This window comes from Enterobacter cloacae complex sp. P12RS (genome assembly GCF_014895875.1).
Lineage (GTDB): Bacteria > Pseudomonadota > Gammaproteobacteria > Enterobacterales > Enterobacteriaceae > Enterobacter > Enterobacter bugandensis.
Map to the genome: position 1 here is coordinate 44,525 of NZ_JADBQO010000025.1, position 17,283 is coordinate 61,807.

The window sequence follows — 17,283 nt, forward strand, 5'->3', positions numbered from 1 at the left end:
ATAAAAAACCTCTCAATCGAGAGGTTTTTTTTCGCCCGGTGGCGCTACAGCGTATTCAACCGCGCCGGGCAGCGTTCCAGCAGCTCCACGCTGCCGTCCTCATTCTGCTGCTCCAGCTGTACGTCAAAGCCCCACAGGCGGTGCACGTGCTTCAGCACCTCTTTACGCCCTTTGTCCAGCGGCGCGCGGTTATGCGGGATATAGCGCAGCGTCAGGGAGCGGTCGCCGCGCAGGTCCACGTTCCACACCTGAATATTGGGTTCAAGGTTGCTCAGGTTGTACTGAGAGGAGAGGCGGGAGCGGATCTCCCGGTATCCTTCCTCGTTGTGGATCGCGGAGATCTCCAGATAGTTGTTGCGGTCATCGTCCAGCACGGTGAAGAAGCGGAAATCGCGCATGATCTTCGGCGACATGAACTGGCTGATAAAGCTCTCATCCTTAAAGTCGCGCATCGCAAAATGCAGCGTTTCCAGCCAGTCAGAACCGGCGATATCCGGGAACCAGTACTTGTCCTCTTCCGTTGGCGACTGGCAGATGCGCTTAATATCCTGGAACATCGCAAAGCCCAGCGCATACGGGTTAATCCCGCTGTACCACGGGCTGTTGTAGGGCGGCTGGAACACCACGTTAGTATGGCTGTGGAGAAATTCCATCATGAACCGCTCGGTGACTTTCCCCTCGTCATACAGATGGTTAAGAATGGTGTAGTGCCAGAATGTTGCCCAGCCTTCGTTCATCACCTGAGTCTGTTTCTGCGGATAGAAATACTGGCTCACCTTACGCACGATACGCAAAATCTCGCGCTGCCACGGCTCCAGCAGCGGGGCGTTCTTCTCCATAAAATAGAGCAGGTTTTCCTGCGGCTCGGACGGGTAACGACGCGCTTCGGCAATCGTTTTTTCCTCCTCACGCTTCGGCAGGGTGCGCCACAGCATGTTCACCTGGCTCTGCAGATACTCCTCGCGACTTTTCTGCCGGGCTTTCTCCTCCTGCAGAGAGATTTTCTGCGGGCGTTTATAGCGGTCCACGCCGTAGTTCATCAGCGCGTGGCAGGAGTCGAGCAGCTTCTCTACCTCGTCCACGCCGTAGCGCTCTTCGCAGTCGGTAATGTATTTACGCGCGAAGATCAGGTAATCGACGATGGAGCTGGCGTCCGTCCAGCTACGGAACAGATAGTTATTTTTAAAGAAGGAGTTATGGCCGTAGCAGGCGTGCGCCATCACCAGCGCCTGCATGGTAATGGTGTTCTCTTCCATCAGATAGGCGATACACGGGTTGGAGTTAATGACGATCTCATACGCCAGCCCCTGCTGGCCGTGCTTGTACAGCCGCTCCGTTTCAATGAATTTTTTACCAAACGACCAGTGCGGATAGTTGATCGGCATCCCGACGCTGGAGTAAGCGTCCATCATCTGTTCGGAGGTAATCACCTCAATCTGATGGGGATAGGTATCCAGGCGATACAGTTTTGCCACCCGGTCGATTTCGGCGAGGTAGACATCCAGCAGCTCGAAGGTCCAGTCGGGTCCATCGCTCAGACGTGTGTTGTCCTTGTTCAGGGAATCAATAGTAGCCATTAGCGCGCCCTCGTTGTGGGTGCTCTCTCTGTCTGGAGAGCCTCCTTTCAAGCATAGATCAACGTGTTAAAAAGCGTGCTGGCGCAGAAATTTTTTCTTTGCGATTTCCCGTTTTTGATACGGCAAAAAAAGCGAACTCATCAGAATTTTATGCTGGTTAAAAATAAAGCTCAGCAGGAGATCCCAAATTATCCCTGTCCCCTGATGTTGGGGGATGTGTGAGGTAAGTCACCATAAAAAAGTCGTATGTTGAATAATATTTTCAACTAGGTTATCAATCTGTAATTAGATGATTGTTCTTTTGCTCATAATGGAGTGGCTATGCGTGTTGTCATACTGGGAAGTGGTGTCGTTGGCGTAACCAGCGCCTGGTATTTAAGTCAGGCGGGACATGAGGTTACCGTTATCGATCGTGAATCCGGCCCGGCGCTTGAAACCAGTGCGGCAAATGCCGGTCAAATCTCTCCTGGCTATGCGGCCCCGTGGGCGGCGCCCGGCGTGCCGCTGAAGGCAATCAAATGGATGTTCCAGCGCCACGCGCCGCTGGCCATCAGCCTTGACGGCACGCAGTTCCAGCTGAAGTGGATGTGGCAGATGCTGCGCAACTGCGACACCCGGCACTACATGGAAAATAAAGGCCGCATGGTGCGTCTGGCGGAATACAGCCGTGACTGCCTCAAAGCCCTGCGCGCGTCGACGGGGATTGAGTACGAAGGCCGTCAGGGCGGCACGCTGCAGCTGTTCCGCACCGAGCAACAGTATGAAAACGCCACCCGCGATATCGCCGTGCTGGAAGATGCCGGTGTACCGTATCAGTTGCTGGAAGCCAGCCAGCTGGGGCAGGTGGAACCCGCGCTGGCCGAAGTGGCCCACAAGCTGACCGGCGGTCTGCGTCTGCCGAATGACGAAACCGGCGACTGTCAGCTCTTTACCCAGCGTCTGGCACAGATGTGCGAGCAGGCAGGGGTAAAATTCCGCTTTAATACCTCCGTCGACAAGCTGCTGTCGGAAGGCGAAAAAATTTACGGCGTGAAGTGCGGCGACGAGGTGATAAAGGCGGATGCCTACGTGATGGCGTTTGGTTCCTACTCCACCGCCATGCTGAAAGGCATCCTCGATATTCCGGTCTACCCGCTCAAGGGCTACTCATTGACTATCCCGGTGAAAGAGGAGAGCGGGGCGCCCGTATCAACCATCCTGGATGAAACCTACAAAATCGCCATTACCCGCTTCGATAACCGTATTCGCGTCGGCGGCATGGCGGAGATTGTCGGCTTCAACACCGAGCTGCTGCAGCCGCGTCGTGAAACGCTGGAGATGGTGGTGGGCGATCTCTTCCCGCGCGGCGGGTTTGTGGAACAGGCGACGTTCTGGACCGGTCTGCGTCCGATGACCCCGGACGGCACGCCAATCGTGGGCCGCACGCCATACAAAAACCTGTGGACCAATACCGGACACGGCACGCTCGGCTGGACGATGGCCTGCGGCTCGGGCCAGCTGCTGAGCGACCTGATTTCCGGGCGCACGCCGGCAATTCCGTTTGACGATTTAAGTGCTGCGCGCTATCAATCAGGATTTACGCCATCGCGTCCTCAGCACCTGCACGGCGCGCATAATTAAGGAGTTGTCATGTCCCGTCCTGTTCTGGCTCAGCTGGATCTGCAGGCCCTGAAGGAAAACCTGCAAATTGTTCGCCGGGCAGCACCTGGTTCGCGCGTCTGGTCAGTCGTCAAGGCAAACGCCTACGGCCACGGTATTGACCGTATATGGAGCGCGCTCGGCGCGACCGACGGTTTTGCGTTACTCAATCTCGAAGAGGCCATCCTGCTGCGCGAGCGCGGCTGGAAAGGGCCTATTCTGCTGCTGGAGGGGTTCTTCCACGCGGACGATCTGCCGCTGCTGGATAAGTATCGCCTGACCACCAGCGTTCACAGCAACTGGCAGATTAAAGCCATTCAGGATGCGAAGCTCCACGCTCCGCTGGATATTTATCTCAAGGTGAACAGCGGCATGAACCGCCTGGGCTTCCAGCCCGAGCGGGTGCATACGGTCTGGCAGCAGCTGCGTGGCCTGAAAAACGTCGGCGAAATGACGCTGATGGCGCACTTTGCCGATGCGGAAAAACCGGACGGCATTGCTGATGCTATGGTCCGCATTGAGCAGGCGGCTGAAGGGCTCGATTGTCCGCGCTCCCTGTCGAACTCGGCGGCGACGCTGTGGCATCCTGAAGCCCACTATGACTGGGTGCGTCCGGGGATCGTTCTGTACGGTGCATCACCCTCAGGCCAGTGGCAGGATATTGCCAACAGCGGCCTGAGGCCGGTCATGACCCTGCGCAGCGAGATCATCGGCGTGCAGACGCTGAAGGCGGGCGACACGGTAGGCTACGGCAGCCGCTTCCGGGCGAAGGGCGAGCAGCGGATTGGCATCGTCGCGGGCGGTTATGCCGACGGCTATCCGCGTATCGCGCCGACCGGCACGCCGGTCTGGGTGGATGGGGTGCGCACGGGCACGGTGGGGACCGTCTCAATGGATATGCTGGCCGTTGACCTGACGCCATGCCCGCAGGCGGGCATCGGTTCACCGGTCGAGCTGTGGGGCAACGAAATCAAAATTGATGACGTGGCGGCCGCGGCGGGAACGGTAGGGTATGAACTGATGTGTGCCCTGGCACCAAGAGTGCCAGTTGTGACGGTGTAACTTGTATCTTTGCCGGGTGACGCGAAGCCGCCACCCGGCAAAAAACTACTCCGCGTCCTCTTCCATCGGCCTCAAACCGACCTTCCGCACCGCGTTATCTTCTTTTTCGGCCACCGTCCAGATCATCCCGGCAAACTCCACCTGGTCACCCACAACCGGCGCAGCGCCAAGCCGCTGCTGAATGATTTCGCCCAGCGTTTGCGGGTTATCACCGTCTTCTGCACCTTCATCCAGGCCATAAATGAGCGCCACATCCGCAAACTTGGCGCTGGCTTCCAGAATAAAATCGCCGAAGAAACGCTGGTCCAGCGCCACGGGAGGCGACTGGCTGAACAGCTTGCCCAGCGCGGGCAGGTCGCGCTCGCGGCCAATGACGCACAGAATATCTCCTTCGCGCAGGCGGGTGCTGCCAGTCGGGTGCAGCAGGACATTATCGCGGAACAGGGCGGCAATGCGCGTTTCAGTCGGCATGTGCAAATCGCGCAGCGAGGCCCCCACGCACCATTTGTCGGCGCTCAGCTGATAGACGAACTGCTCCCACGGGTTTTCCGGGTGAATGTCCAGCCCCACGCGGGAGACCGGCCAGCCTACGGGCGGCACCACCACTTTGGCCTTTTTAGCCGCCCACCCGAGCGACGTGCCCTGGAACAGCAGGGAAATCAGCACCACGAAGAACGCCACGTTGAAGAACAGCCGCGCGTTGTCGAGACCGGCCATCATCGGGAACACCGCAAGGATAATCGGCACCGCGCCGCGCAGGCCGACCCAGCTGATAAAGACGCGCTCGCGCAGGTTAAAGCCGCGAAACGGCAGCAGGCCTGCAAATACGGAGAGCGGACGGGCGAAGAAGATCATCCACGCCGACAGCAGCAGCGCCGGAACGGCGATCGGCAGCAGGTCCGACGGGGTCACCAGCAGGCCCAGCACCAGGAACATGCCGATTTGCGCCAGCCACGCCAGGCCGTCAAAGTTCTGCAAAATAGCATGACGGTTGCGAATAGGGCGGTTGCCCATCAGGAACCCGCAGAGGTAGACGGCGAGAATACCGCTGCCGTCCAGCGCGGTGGTAACGGCAAAAATGAGAATGCCGCCGCTCAGCGCCAGCAGAGGGTAAAGCCCCGAGGGCAGAGAAATGCGGTTGATCGTCTGCTGTAACAGGTATCCCCCCGCCAGGCCGATGACAATCCCCAGCCCGAACTGCTGCAGAATATGCAGGGCAAACATCCAGCTCAGGCCCGTCTCGTGCTGCTGGATCATCTCTATCAGCGTGATGGTCAGGAACACCGCCATCGGATCGTTACTGCCGGATTCAATCTCAAGCGTTGAGCCAACGCGTTCGTTAAGCCCTTTACCCCCAAGCAGGGAAAAGACCGCCGCCGCATCGGTAGAGCCAACGATTGCGCCAATCAGCAAGCCTTCCATGAGATTGAGATTGAAAAGCCAGGCGGCCATCATCCCGGTGAGGCCGGAGGTGATCAACACGCCGACGGTCGCCAGCGACAGCGCAGGCCCTAAGGCCACGCGGAAGGAGCTCGCCTGAGTGCGCATCCCGCCGTCGAGCAGGATCACCGCCAGCGCGAGGTTACTCACCATGTAGGCGAAGGGATAGTTATCGAAGGGGATACCGCCGATGCCGTCAACGCCGGCCAGCATGCCGATGGCAAGGAAAATAACAAGAATGGGTATGCCAAGACGCGATGAAAATGAACTTAATAAAATACTGCTGGTTACAAGTACAGAACCCAAAATGAAAAGGCTGATTATCGCTGCGGCATCCAATGTTCTCTTTCTCCCACCTCAATGTTAACGCTGTTACTAAAACCCTAACATATTAACAACGGCAACAGCGTTTTATTAAGGGGGTTTTTTATGCTTTTATGACCGGATGACCACCGATCGTTAACCGACTGCCCGAAACATCATGTGTAAGCGTCGCCTGCGCGCCCAGCGCAAGGGTAACGGTCTGCTGCTCATGGCCGAAATCCAGACCGGTGATAACCGGAATATCCAGCCGCGAGCGGATGAAATCGACCATGGTTTCCAGGGAGTAGCCCGCATCATAGTCATTCGGGGCAGAGCCGCTGAAGCTGCCCAGCACGATCGCGGACTGGCTATCGAGAATACCTGCATGATAAAGCTGCAATAACATGCGCTCGACGCGGAACGGATGTTCGTTAATATCCTCCAGCACCAGAATGCCGTCCTTGATTTGCGGCATCCACGGCGTGCCGATGAGCGAGACCAGCATCGCCAGGTTACCTCCCCAGAGCTGGCCCTCACATTCCCAGTGCGGTCCATTGCCTTGCCATTCCACGCTGTAGGTGGGATTGCGCAGCGCGCGCCAGAAATGCTCCACGGTGAACGCGTCCAGTTCCGGCGCGCCGAAGTTACCGGCCAGCATCGGGCCGCTAAACGTGATGACGTTATGCAGCGCCAGAAGACCAAGCTGGATGGCGGTGAAATCGCTGTGGCCGCATATCAGCAGCGGATCCTGCTGCTGGCGCTGCGCCAGGCCCTGCCAGTCAATGCTCTCAAGCAGCCTGCTCGCACCATAGCCGCCGCGCACCGCAAGGACTATTCGGTTTTCGCCCTTCAGGTTCACCAGGCTATTGATATCATTTAGCCTCTGCGCTTCTGTTCCGGCAAAACGCTGCTGGCGGCGGGGGATAATTGTCTGATTTTCTACCTGATGGCCGGATTCCAGTAAGCGCTGAACGCCCCGCTGCGCCGCGTCCTGGTTAATACAGTAGCCCGACGGCGCGATGAGATGAAACTGAGACATGGCAATTCCTTGCTGAATGAGAAACTAATTGTCTATATCATGCCGCGTATACGCCGCCTGCTTCAAGGGCGGCGCACCGCGATGACCGGCTATAAGGATAGATGACGTGAAATTGAGATGGTTTGCTTTTTTGATTGTTTTGCTGGCTGGCTGTAGTTCAAAACATGATTATCAAAACCCGCCCTGGAATCCGGAAGTACCGGTGAAACGGGCCATGCAGTGGATGCCGATCAGTGAAAAAGCCGGGAAGGCATGGGGCGTCAGCCCGCGGCTGATCACCGCCATTATTGCGGTGGAGTCCGGCGGCAATCCTACGCTTGTCAGCAAATCCAACGCGGTGGGGCTGATGCAGCTGAAAGCCTCTACGGCGGGGAGAGAGGTCTACCGCTATATGGGCTGGAGCGGCCAGCCGTCGACCAGCGAGCTGAAGAACCCGGAACGCAATATTTCTATGGGGACCGCTTACCTGAGCATTCTGGAACACGGCGTGCTGAAGGGCATTGAGGATCCGGAAGTGATGCAATACGCGCTGGTGGTCTCGTACGTGAACGGCGCCGGGGCGCTGCTCAGAACTTTCTCCTCTGACCGCAAAGAGGCGATTGAGGAGATCAACGACATGGACAAAGATGAGTTCGTCGAGCATGTGGCGAAAAATCATCCGGCACCGCAGGCGCCTCGCTATATCTGGAAAGTACAGAAAGCGATGGATGCCATGTAATGCCGCAAACGGGCGGCGCTCGCTGCCCGACTTTTCCTACAGAACCTTATTCGCACGTTCCCGTGCTTCCCGTTCCAGCGAATAGATAATGCGCTGCAGCTCGCGCTCCGCGCCGGGCCCGACGTTCAGAAAACGGAAGCTCAGACGCGGCGTGGTAATCGTTTCATTTTTGCTGTCCACCACCGTGCGCTCGCTGATGGCAATCAGCTGTGCATCGAAATAAAAACGGCCCCAGCCCGCCATATCCAGTTCTATTTGCGTGAACCGCATGCCTTCTACCAGACCCTCCGGCTTCGGGGTATCCATCAGTGCGCCCATTCCGCCCAGCGACAGGTCAAAGAGACGGAAGCGGATCTCTTTTTTGTCCGGCATTTTGGCCTTACAAAAATAGGCAGGATGAAGGGGGGCGCTGATGCGGAAATATTCACGGCGCTGGACAAACCAGAGATTGCCAGGAAGGAGGGTAACAAAAGCCGGAAGTCCCTGGTATTCGCTCAGTTCCAGTCGCGGCAGGACAAATTCCACTTTGGCCCCATGGGTTTCGGCCATGACCACGATATTCTCTGCTTTCAGCGCCGCGCGGTTTTCATACTCCAGGCTGCCCAGGTCAATAACCAGCCTCTCCTGCGAGACGTCAAGGATCTTGCTGATAAACTGATTATTCGACCAACTGATGCGCAGCGGCACTTCGCCTTTTTGCAGGTCGCGTAATACCCCTAATACAGCCAGCGGATTTTGCTTGAGGAACTGCTCACTGTAATGACTCACGCCGGATGGCTCCTTGATTGATGACAGACTGTCTTAGTGTTATCGGCAATCCACCCTCAAACTTAATACAAACCGGTGAGATTTTTTTACCGTTGTCCGCAGGATAAGTCGGTGAGACGAAACTGGTTTTCCGGTGATGACCTATACTTAAGTTAGCTGTGCAGAAGGTTTTCTGTACATGCGTTTAATCTGCAAGAGGGCATTGCTATGGGTATCATCGCCTGGATTATCTTTGGCCTTATTGCCGGCGCTATCGCAAAACTGATCATGCCGGGAAACGATGGCGGCGGCTTTATTTTGACCTGCGTACTCGGGGTCGTTGGTGCGGTTGTAGGCGGCTGGCTGGCGACGATGTTTGGTTTTGGTGGTGACATCAGTGGTTTCGACATGCACAGTTTCCTGGTCGCTGTCGTGGGAGCCATTGTCGTGCTGGGCATATTCAGATTACTGCGACGAGCATAAAATGACAGAACGGCTCTCTGCGGAGGGCCGTTTTTTTTGTCGCTATATTGATTTGCTAATCTAAATGATAATAATTGTCGTTCCGTATTGCATGTAATAACAAGACGACATTATGAACTCCTCACGTTTTACGTTATGCACCCTGGCGGGTGCCGTCACGCTGGCATTGCAGGTCCAGGCTTTCGCCGAAGAATCAACCATTGTCGTCACCGGCTCAGAGCAGGGCAGCGCGCTGCCGGCCTGGACCAACAGCGCCACCAAATCGGCCGTTGCCGAAAGTAAAACGCCGCAGGTTATCAACACGCTCTCTGCGCCGGAGATCGAAAAGCGTCACGCGAACTCCGTGAATGAAATCCTGCGCTATGCCCCAGGCGTCTCAACCGAGGTGCGGGGGAATACCTCCTACATGAGCGAATACAAAATTCGTGGCTTTACCGTTGATCAGGAGTTTTACAACGGACTGCAGCTACCCTATAACGTCACCGGCAACACCAAGGCGCGCATCGATCCGCTGTTAATAGAGAGCGTCGATATCCTGAAAGGGCCTTCATCGGTGCTTTACGGCGGCGGTTCGCCGGGCGGGCTGGTAAATATTCAAAGCAAAAAGCCGCAGCGGGAAGCCCGAACCGAGGTCGGTTTTAACACCGGGAACCGTAATCTGAAAGAAGGCTACCTCGATTCGACCGGACAAATTGCCGACAGCGACTGGAATTACCGCCTGCTGGGTAAGGCGACGGAGAATGACGATCAGCCGCACACCAGCCGCTATGAAAATTATCTGGTCGCCCCGTCCGTTACATGGCAACCCGACGGTAAAACCCGCCTCACCCTGGATGCGCTGGCGCAAAACTCCCCGAGCCTGACGCCGTCTAACCCGCTGCCGCTCGCTTATCTGCGGTCCAAATATGCCGATCGCCGGGATTACGCCGGAGATGAGTGGAGCGGGTTTAAGCAGCGGCAGTGGATGCTGGGCTACAGTTTCGAACACGAGTTTGACAGCGGCTGGGGCTTTAATCAGAAAGCGCGCTATTTCGACGTCGATACCCACCAGAACAGCGTCTACGCGACGGGAACGGGAAGTGAGGTCTATCAGCTTAACCGCTTTGCCTATACCACCGATGAAGATCTTAAGAGCTTCAACATCGACAACCAGGTGACTAAAACCGTTGCGCTGGGCGACTGGAAACACCATCTGCTGGCCGGGTTTGACTATCAGAGGCTGAACTCCCATTTCCACTACCGCTACGCGTCGACTACGACGGGCATGGATATGCATAATCCGGACTATTCGCAAATCCACGAAAGCGCGCTGGGGCTCTACACCGCCCAGAAAAACCGCCTCAGCTACCAGCAGAACGGGTACTACCTGCAGGATCAGGTGGAATTTGGCGGCTTAAGTCTGTTGGGCAGCCTGCGCTACGACGATTACCGCTCCGTCACCACCGATTACCTGCAAAACGGCGATAAGGCCTGGGTATCGCAGGATCGCGTTACCAAACGCCTGGGGGCGCTTTACGCCTTCGATAACGGTATTTCGCCGTTTATCAGCTATTCAGAAGGTTTTGCACCGGTCTCGCCGCAGGGGACGCTCACGGCGAAAGACGTCAAGCCAACCACCAGCAAGCAGGTGGAAGGAGGGGTTAAATATCTGCTGGCCGAGTACGCCACGACGTTTACCGCCTCGGTGTTTAACATCCGGCAGAAAAACGTCGTCACCTCCGACCCGGGCTTCCTGAACTACCGTCAGACTGGTGAAGTGGAATCCAAAGGCGCGGAGCTCTCCGCCATCAGCCGCCCGACGGACAACCTGACGCTGATTGCCAACTATGCCTACACCCACGTAATTAATACCGAAGATGATAAATACCAGGGCAAGCGTCCTACTCAGGTGCCGGAAAATGCGTTCAACCTGTGGGGGGATTACACCTTCGAGAGCACGCCGTTGAAGGGGCTGATGCTGGGCGCCGGGGCGCGCTATACCGGGCCGATGGAGATTTCACCGTCTAACGATGCGGGTAAGCTGGGGGGCACCACGCAGTACGATCTGGCGGCGTCGTACCGGATGGGCGAAATTCTGCCTTCGCTGGCGGGGCTGACGCTTAAGGCAAGTATGCAGAACATCACCAATAAAGAGACGCTGACCTGCTACGATGCGACTAACTGCTGGATTGGGCGTGACAGGACGTATCAGCTAGGGGCGAGTTACAGCTTCTAAATCCCTGTGAGTTCAAAATGTAGGCCGGGTAAGGCGTAGCCATCACCCGGCAATACTCCCTTACTGCGCCGCAGCTTTCACCGGCGCAGCCTCATCGTTCGCCGCAGGCTGATTTTCCGGCACGCTGTCGCACGGTTTCTCTTTCGGACAAACCAGATCCAGCATTTTCAGCGTCACGCCGTTGCTCCAGCCGAACCCATCCTGGAGCGGATATTCACCGCCGCCACCGCCGGTACCGGTAGAAGAGACATCATATTTCTCCACCAGCTTCTTCTCGCGGTCATAAGTGTGCTGAACGTTCTTCAGGAAGCGCCAGGTCACGTCCATTGCAACCTTATCCTGCCCATAGTTCTGCAACCCTTCCGTTGCCACCCACTGCAGCGGTGCCCAGCCGTTTGGCGCATCCCACTGCTGGCCGCTGTTGATGGTGGTGGTGGTAATACCGCCCGGCTTCAACAGGCGTGCGGAGGTGGCCGCGGCCACTTTATCGGCGCGATCCTGTGCCGCCGCCTTCACGTAGAGCGGGAAGAGGGCCGCCGCCGTGAGCTGGTTGCGCACCTTCTTACTCTTGAGATCGTAATCGGCGTACCAGCCCTCTTTATCGTTCCACAGGTGGCGCTCAATGGCTTTTTGACGCGCGGTTGCTAATGCCTCGTATTTACTCGCCGCCGCGCTGTCGCCCGCCTCCTGGCCTGCTCGCGCGAGCAGTTTTTCCATTTTAAACATCAGGGCGTTCAGATCGACGGGCACAATGCTGGTGGTGCGGATGGTGCCGAGCTTTTGCGGGTCGTCCATCCAGCGGGAGCTAAAGTCCCAGCCCGAGGCCGCTGCGGAGCGCAAATCGCGGTAGATTTCCGTCGCAGGCCGGTTAGGGTTGCTCTTCGCCGTGGTGATATCGTCAAGCCAGGACTCCGGGCGCGGGGTATCGCGATCGTCCCAGTAGCGGTTGAGTACGGAACCGTCATCGAGCTTCACCACGCGCTGGTTAGCCTGCCCTGGCTGAAGGCTTTCTACACCCTCCATCCAGTAGGTGTACTCTTTTTCCATTTGTGGACGGTATTTTTTCAGCGCGTCTTTGTCATGCGTCGCCAGCAACTCAACCATCAGTGAGAAGAACGGCGGCTGGGAGCGGCTCAGGTAGTAGCTGCGGTTGCCGTTGGGGATATGGCCGAAGGTATCAATCTCATACGCAAAGTTATCCACCATATCGCTGATTTTGTCCCAGTGGCCGCTCTCCGCCAGGCCCAGCATGGTGAAATAGCTATCCCAGTAGTAGACCTCGCGGAAGCGCCCGCCGGGCACAACGTAAGGTTTCGGTAACGGCAGCAGGGAATCCCATTTGTTACTGGCTTTATCCGTGGTGCGCGTCAGCACAGGCCAGAGGTCGTCAATGTGCTCACGTAAGCTTTGTCCCGCAGGCGGCACATATTTTTCACCTTCCGCAGGCAGCGTGAAGTTCATCTCCACAAAGTGGCGCAGGTCAAAGCTTGTCTGGGTGTGCTGCATCCGGTAATCCGCCAGAATCATCAGCGGGTCGCTTTTGGGAACGGCATCGGCAAAGGTTTTCTGATCGGGAAACAGTTTGGCACTCTGCACGTCGTTAAACAGAGGGCCAAGCAAAATATCGGGTGAATTTTTCTGGTAGGCTGGTTGTTCTTCAGCATAACCCATCGTTGCCACACCGAGCAGCGCGCCTCCCAGCGCGAGGTGCAAAAGAGCAGGGCGTAAAGTACGAGGTCTTATCATCGGTTCGTCTCCTGTATTCCTGAGCAGCGTGACCGCTGTTTTCAATCACCTGAAAACCTTAGACGAATATTGCCCGCTTCGCGTGTTGAATATCCCATTTTGCGCAGAACCAGACAATTTACCGCTTCGCACGCCCTGTCCGGAAGGATTTGTTGTGCAACAAAAAAAATAATAGAACCCAAAAGGCTATGTAGTCGTAATGGCGATGCTCCCTATTTGCGTATTCACTTTTATAATCAGGATGGATTTTATGAAATTAAAAAAAACGGTAATACTGATAAGTGCATTTTATTCCGGCGCTTAGACAGCAGCAGGCAGCACCCGCCGTTGTTGTGCAGTCCGAAGAGCCGGTGAGCAAAGCCGAACCGCCAAAGCTGACGCTTTCAGGGTTTGGTGATATTAAATTTTATGGTGACGTGGCGTTTAATATAGATGCCGCCAGTAAAACAGGCAGTCTGACCTCCATTAAGCAAAGCGCTAATAGCGACCGGGCGCCGGGATATAAAGAACGCTGGGATATTAACGGGCGTAATTTATGAGGTTTTGATGGTTATCGGAAAATGGATAACGGCAATTTTGCCGGATTTTCCGTTCAGCCTCTCGGCGGGAAATTTTATCTCGATGATGCGGTATTCTTCTTCGGTTCTGTGAACGACGGGGAAATTAAAGTCGGACGATCTCTACAGCGACGGCTACGGGTTTACTATGACCTGGGACGGGCTTAAAACCGATCCGGAGAACGGCGTGGTCATCAACCTCAACACCGCTTACCTGGACGCGAAGGGCGAGTACGATATTCATACCATCCATACGATCTGATCCCGAACGTCATGAAGATGAAAAACTTCAACATCTATCTGGGCGTGTATGCGTCCTGGGTCAACGCTTCCCCGAAAGCGGGCGATAAGAAAAACGACGATCGCTACGGTGGCCGCGTGCGCTTTAAATACTCTTTCTGATGCCAGCCTGCCGGTCAGACCTCTTCCGGGGCCTGGCCGGCTTCCCGCAGCGTGCCCGGCGCATGGCCAATGATGCGCTTAAAGGCCCGGCTAAACGCCGCCAGCGATCCGTAACCCAGCCGCAGGGCGACCGTTTCAATCGGCTGATTTTCGTGACGAATGTACTGAATCGCCAGCCGCATTCTCAGTTCGCTGAGATACTTTGCCGGGGTCGTCCCCGTCGCGGCCAGAAACCGTTCGGCAAACACGGAGCGTGAGGTGCCCGCTTCTTTCGCCAGATCCGCCACGCTCCAGTTCAGGCCAGGCTGCTGGTGCATGGCGTAAATGGCCCGGCTCAGGCGCGGGTCGCGTAAAACCTGCACCCAGCCGGTGGCTTTACCGCAGCCGCCCTCAACCCAGCCGCGCACAATTAACGCCGCCACCACGTCAGCCAGCCGGGCAAGGATCCCGGCGAACCCGGCCTGACGGGTCATGGATTCTCGCTCCATCGCCGCCAGTAGCGGATGAATTTCCGGCCAGGTGGACATCAGCCGGCTGACCATCATCACTTCCGGCATTGCTTTGATCAGCGGCTGCATCCCGCCGAGCTCAAAATCCATACACCCGCTAAAGATGATGGTGTTCTCGCTCTCCGGACAGGGCTCGCAGGTAATGGCGCACACCGAGCCGCAGATAGGTTCGCTCGGAAAAGCGTTCACCGGGGTAATGGCTGCCTGCGCGTCAGAGAGCAGGGCGTGGGCATTCCCGCCAGGAATAAACAGCGCGTCGCCGCCGCTCAGTTCGAAGGTCGCACCGCTCTCCATACGCAGCAGGGCGCTACCGTGGCTCACAAAATGGAACTGCGCCTTACCGGGCGCCTGGTGGAACGCCACGCCAAACGGCGCGCTGGCTTCAATCCGTCGGTATTTCACGCCCGACAGGCGCATGCCGCGTAAGAGTTCGCTGATCAAATCGGGGGACTGAACGGTCATGGCGCAACTCCGGACGAATAATCAATAAGTGGAGATTATATGTCATAGATCGTCCACGGTGAACCCTCTATGCTTTTGCGACAGTTGTCACATTTTTATAACGGGAGAACAACAGATGAATTCATGTGTCGTGGCGAGAGAGGCCGTGGCGCCTGCCAGACCCGCCTGGCGGGCCGTCTATTCACTGGGGCTGGGCGTGTTTGGGTTGATAACGGCTGAGTTCCTGCCAGCCAGTTTGCTGACGCCGATGGCCGCGAGCCTGGGCGTCAGCGAGGGCATGGCCGGGCAGGCCGTCACCGCCACCGCGCTGGTGGCGCTGGTCACCGGGCTTCTGATTACGCCGGCGACCAAAAGTATCGACCGTCGCTGGGTACTCATGTTTTTCTCCGTGCTGCAAATCATCTCCAGCCTGCTGGTGGCCTTTGCGCCTACGCTGCACGTCCTGCTGATGGGGCGCCTGCTGTTAGGGGTCGCCATCGGTGGCTTCTGGGCGATGTCGACGGCCACCACGATGCGCCTGGTTCCGACGGATAAAGTGCCGAAGGCGCTGGCGGTGATCTTCTCCAGCGTGTCGATTGCCACCGTGGTTGCTGCCCCGCTGGGGAGCTATCTGGGTAGCCTGATCGGCTGGCGCAACGTCTTTGTGCTCTGCATTCTGCCGAGCGTACTGGCGCTGCTGTGGCAGATCTGGGTGCTGCCGTCCATGAAACCCGAGAGCAGCGGTAGCCTCAGCACGCTGTTCCGCGTGCTGCGTCGACCGGGCATGATCGGCGGCATGCTGGCCACTATTCTCATCTTCAGCGGCCATTTCGCCTTCTTTACCTACCTGCGCCCGTTCCTGGAAACGGTGGGGCAGGCGAACGTTGAGACCATTTCACTGATCCTGCTGGGCTTTGGGCTGGCGAACTTTGTCGGTACTTCCGTTGCCGGACATCTGCTGGCACGTAATCTGCGCCTGACGCTGGCGCTGGTGCCGTTCGCCATGGGCATACTGGCGCTGACGATGGTGGCGTTTGGCCATCTGGCAATGCTGGACGGGTTCCTCGTGGCGCTGTGGGGCTTTGCGTTTGGTCTGGTTCCGGTGGGCTGGTCAACCTGGCTTGCCACCACCGTTCCGGATGAAGCCGAAAGTGCAGGGGGGCTGCTGGTGGCCTCAATCCAGCTGGCGATAAGCGCCGGTGCGGCCGGGGGCGGGGCGGTATTTGACCTTAACGGTGCCAGCGGCGTATTCGCCGGAAGCGGGTTCCTGCTGGTGACGGCGATGGTGATTGTGTTGATGGGCGTGAAAGTGAAAGCGGAATGATTTTTTTGCCGGGTGAGCGTTCGCGCCACCCGGCTCCAGGCTTACAGCCCTTTCTTATCCATTAGCACCGCCAGATCCACCAGGCGGTTAGAGAAGCCCCACTCGTTGTCATACCACGCCAGGATCTTCACCATGTTCCCGCCAATCACCAGCGTGGAAAGCCCGTCGATAATGGAGGAGCGCGGGTCGCCCTGGTAGTCGCTGGAGACCAGCGGTTCATCGCTATAGCCCAGGATCCCTTTCAAAGGCCCGCTGGCGGCCGCGTTGCGGAACGCCTTATTCACCTCTTCGGCGGTTACGCTACGGCTGAGCGTTACCGTTAAATCCACAATCGACACCACCGGCACCGGCACGCGCAGGGAGTACCCGGTCAGCTTGCCGTCCAGGGAGGGGATCACTTTGCCCAGCGCTTTCGCCGCGCCGCTGGAGTAAGGCACAATCGACAGCGCCGCCGCGCGCGCGCCGCGCAGATCTTTTTCCGGCTGGTCGTGCAGCGCCTGGCTGTTGGTGTAGGCGTGCGTCGTGTTCATCAGACCATGCTCGATCCCGAACTGCTGATGCAGCACCTGAGCCGCCGGCGCCAGACCGTTAGTGGTACAGCTCCCGTTACTGACGACCACGTGCTGAGCCGGGTCGTAGCGATCGTGGTTCACTCCCATCACAACCGTCAGATCATCATTCTTGCCAGGCGCGGAGATGATGACGCGCTTTGCGCCACCCTGCGTGACGTGCACCGCCGCTTTTTCCCGATCGGTAAAGAAGCCGGTGGCCTCAATTACCACGTCAACACCAACATCGCGCCACGGAATATTTGCCGGGTCGCGTTCGCTAAACACCACAATCCGCTGACCGTCCACCTGCAGCGCGCCGTCAGCCGCTTCAACGGGCGCGGGCAGTTTGCCCAGAAGGGAATCATGTTTCAGCAGGTGGGCGAGGGTTTTGCTGTCCGTCAGATCGTTAATGGCCACAATCTGAAGATCCGGGTTACCCAGCGCCGCGCGCAGGAAATTACGTCCGATACGGCCGAAACCGTTAATACCGACCTTAACCATGGTGCACTCCTTATCTCTGTTGTCTGGAGT

At 57.3% G+C, this 17,283-nt stretch carries 13 protein-coding genes and 1 pseudogene; 7 read left to right on the forward strand and 7 right to left on the reverse strand.

What is annotated here, in order from left to right; translation table 11 throughout:
• Window positions 1–44 precede the first annotated feature (44 nt).
• Window positions 45–1,577 (reverse strand): SpoVR family protein, encoded by a 1,533-nt coding sequence (locus IM284_RS15410; RefSeq protein ID WP_023293929.1) that lies wholly within the window; start codon window positions 1,575–1,577, stop codon window positions 45–47.
• Window positions 1,578–1,898: 321 nt separating this feature from the next.
• Here IM284_RS15410 and IM284_RS15415 point away from each other — a divergent pair, with 321 nt between their 5' ends.
• Window positions 1,899–3,197 (forward strand): D-amino acid dehydrogenase, encoded by a 1,299-nt coding sequence (locus tag IM284_RS15415; RefSeq protein WP_041909503.1) that lies wholly within the window; start codon window positions 1,899–1,901, stop codon window positions 3,195–3,197.
• A 9-nt stretch (window positions 3,198–3,206) separates the two neighbouring features.
• Window positions 3,207–4,277, forward strand: coding sequence for a catabolic alanine racemase DadX (gene dadX, locus IM284_RS15420; protein WP_047367798.1), 1,071 nt, complete (start codon window positions 3,207–3,209; stop codon window positions 4,275–4,277).
• 45 nt (window positions 4,278–4,322) lie between these two features.
• On the opposite strand, the gene IM284_RS15425 is transcribed toward dadX, so the two are convergent.
• The gene (locus IM284_RS15425) at window positions 4,323–6,056 is read right to left on the reverse strand and encodes a potassium/proton antiporter (RefSeq protein WP_041909504.1); all 1,734 of its coding nucleotides are present in this window, start codon (window positions 6,054–6,056) and stop codon (window positions 4,323–4,325) included.
• A gap of 88 nt (window positions 6,057–6,144) precedes the next feature.
• Window positions 6,145–7,059: a muramoyltetrapeptide carboxypeptidase gene (ldcA, locus tag IM284_RS15430; protein ID WP_047367797.1), complete on the reverse strand. Its 915-nt coding sequence runs from the start codon at window positions 7,057–7,059 to the stop codon at window positions 6,145–6,147.
• 106 nt (window positions 7,060–7,165) lie between these two features.
• Between ldcA and emtA the strand changes: the two genes are divergently transcribed.
• Window positions 7,166–7,777 carry a membrane-bound lytic murein transglycosylase EmtA gene (gene emtA, locus IM284_RS15435; RefSeq protein WP_028013510.1) on the forward strand — a complete coding sequence of 204 codons (612 nt, stop codon included), beginning with the start codon at window positions 7,166–7,168 and terminating at the stop codon, window positions 7,775–7,777.
• Window positions 7,778–7,813: 36 nt separating this feature from the next.
• Here the strand turns inward: emtA and IM284_RS15440 are convergent, their stop codons facing one another.
• The gene (locus IM284_RS15440) at window positions 7,814–8,545 is read right to left on the reverse strand and encodes a flagellar brake protein (RefSeq protein ID WP_028013509.1); all 732 of its coding nucleotides are present in this window, start codon (window positions 8,543–8,545) and stop codon (window positions 7,814–7,816) included.
• Between the two features lie 207 nt (window positions 8,546–8,752).
• Between IM284_RS15440 and IM284_RS15445 the strand changes: the two genes are divergently transcribed.
• Window positions 8,753–9,007: a GlsB/YeaQ/YmgE family stress response membrane protein gene (locus IM284_RS15445; protein ID WP_028013508.1), complete on the forward strand. Its 255-nt coding sequence runs from the start codon at window positions 8,753–8,755 to the stop codon at window positions 9,005–9,007.
• A gap of 112 nt (window positions 9,008–9,119) precedes the next feature.
• The gene (locus IM284_RS15450; RefSeq protein ID WP_047367796.1) at window positions 9,120–11,222 is read left to right on the forward strand and encodes a TonB-dependent siderophore receptor; all 2,103 of its coding nucleotides are present in this window, start codon (window positions 9,120–9,122) and stop codon (window positions 11,220–11,222) included.
• 60 nt (window positions 11,223–11,282) lie between these two features.
• Here IM284_RS15450 and IM284_RS15455 read toward each other — a convergent pair whose 3' ends face one another.
• Window positions 11,283–12,968 (reverse strand): alpha,alpha-trehalase, encoded by a 1,686-nt coding sequence (locus IM284_RS15455; protein ID WP_047367795.1) that lies wholly within the window; start codon window positions 12,966–12,968, stop codon window positions 11,283–11,285.
• A 281-nt stretch (window positions 12,969–13,249) separates the two neighbouring features.
• On the opposite strand from IM284_RS15455, the pseudogene IM284_RS15460 reads away from it, so the two are divergent.
• Window positions 13,250–13,927, forward strand: a pseudogene (locus IM284_RS15460) (carbohydrate porin).
• 14 nt (window positions 13,928–13,941) lie between these two features.
• On the opposite strand, the gene IM284_RS15465 reads toward IM284_RS15460, so the two are convergent.
• A complete protein-coding gene (locus IM284_RS15465) occupies window positions 13,942–14,898 on the reverse strand; it encodes an AraC family transcriptional regulator (RefSeq protein ID WP_028013503.1) in 957 nt (318 codons plus the stop codon).
• A 115-nt stretch (window positions 14,899–15,013) separates the two neighbouring features.
• Between IM284_RS15465 and IM284_RS15470 the strand changes: the two genes are divergently transcribed.
• On the forward strand, window positions 15,014–16,201 hold the full coding sequence (locus IM284_RS15470) for an MFS transporter (protein WP_045260284.1): 1,188 nt from the start codon (window positions 15,014–15,016) through the stop codon (window positions 16,199–16,201).
• 41 nt (window positions 16,202–16,242) lie between these two features.
• Here the strand turns inward: IM284_RS15470 and gap are convergent, their stop codons facing one another.
• Complete coding sequence (gap, locus tag IM284_RS15475; RefSeq protein ID WP_047367794.1) at window positions 16,243–17,253, reverse strand: type I glyceraldehyde-3-phosphate dehydrogenase; 1,011 nt, start codon at window positions 17,251–17,253, stop codon at window positions 16,243–16,245.
• Between the last annotated feature and the right edge of the window lie 30 nt (window positions 17,254–17,283).

Excerpts from the sequence above, each read along its gene's own strand:
- ldcA (WP_047367797.1), bottom strand. The coding sequence starts at position 7,059 with ATGTCTCAGTTTCATCTCATCGCGCCGTCGGGCTACTGTATTAACCAG.
- IM284_RS15410 (WP_023293929.1), bottom strand. The coding sequence starts at position 1,577 with ATGGCTACTATTGATTCCCTGAACAAGGACAACACACGTCTGAGCGAT.
- IM284_RS15455 (WP_047367795.1), bottom strand. The coding sequence starts at position 12,968 with ATGATAAGACCTCGTACTTTACGCCCTGCTCTTTTGCACCTCGCGCTG.
- IM284_RS15470 (WP_045260284.1), top strand. The coding sequence starts at position 15,014 with ATGAATTCATGTGTCGTGGCGAGAGAGGCCGTGGCGCCTGCCAGACCC.
- dadX (WP_047367798.1), top strand. The coding sequence starts at position 3,207 with ATGTCCCGTCCTGTTCTGGCTCAGCTGGATCTGCAGGCCCTGAAGGAA.
- gap (WP_047367794.1), bottom strand. The coding sequence starts at position 17,253 with ATGGTTAAGGTCGGTATTAACGGTTTCGGCCGTATCGGACGTAATTTC.
- IM284_RS15415 (WP_041909503.1), top strand. The coding sequence starts at position 1,899 with ATGCGTGTTGTCATACTGGGAAGTGGTGTCGTTGGCGTAACCAGCGCC.
- IM284_RS15450 (WP_047367796.1), top strand. The coding sequence starts at position 9,120 with ATGAACTCCTCACGTTTTACGTTATGCACCCTGGCGGGTGCCGTCACG.
- IM284_RS15445 (WP_028013508.1), top strand. The coding sequence starts at position 8,753 with ATGGGTATCATCGCCTGGATTATCTTTGGCCTTATTGCCGGCGCTATC.
- IM284_RS15465 (WP_028013503.1), bottom strand. The coding sequence starts at position 14,898 with ATGACCGTTCAGTCCCCCGATTTGATCAGCGAACTCTTACGCGGCATG.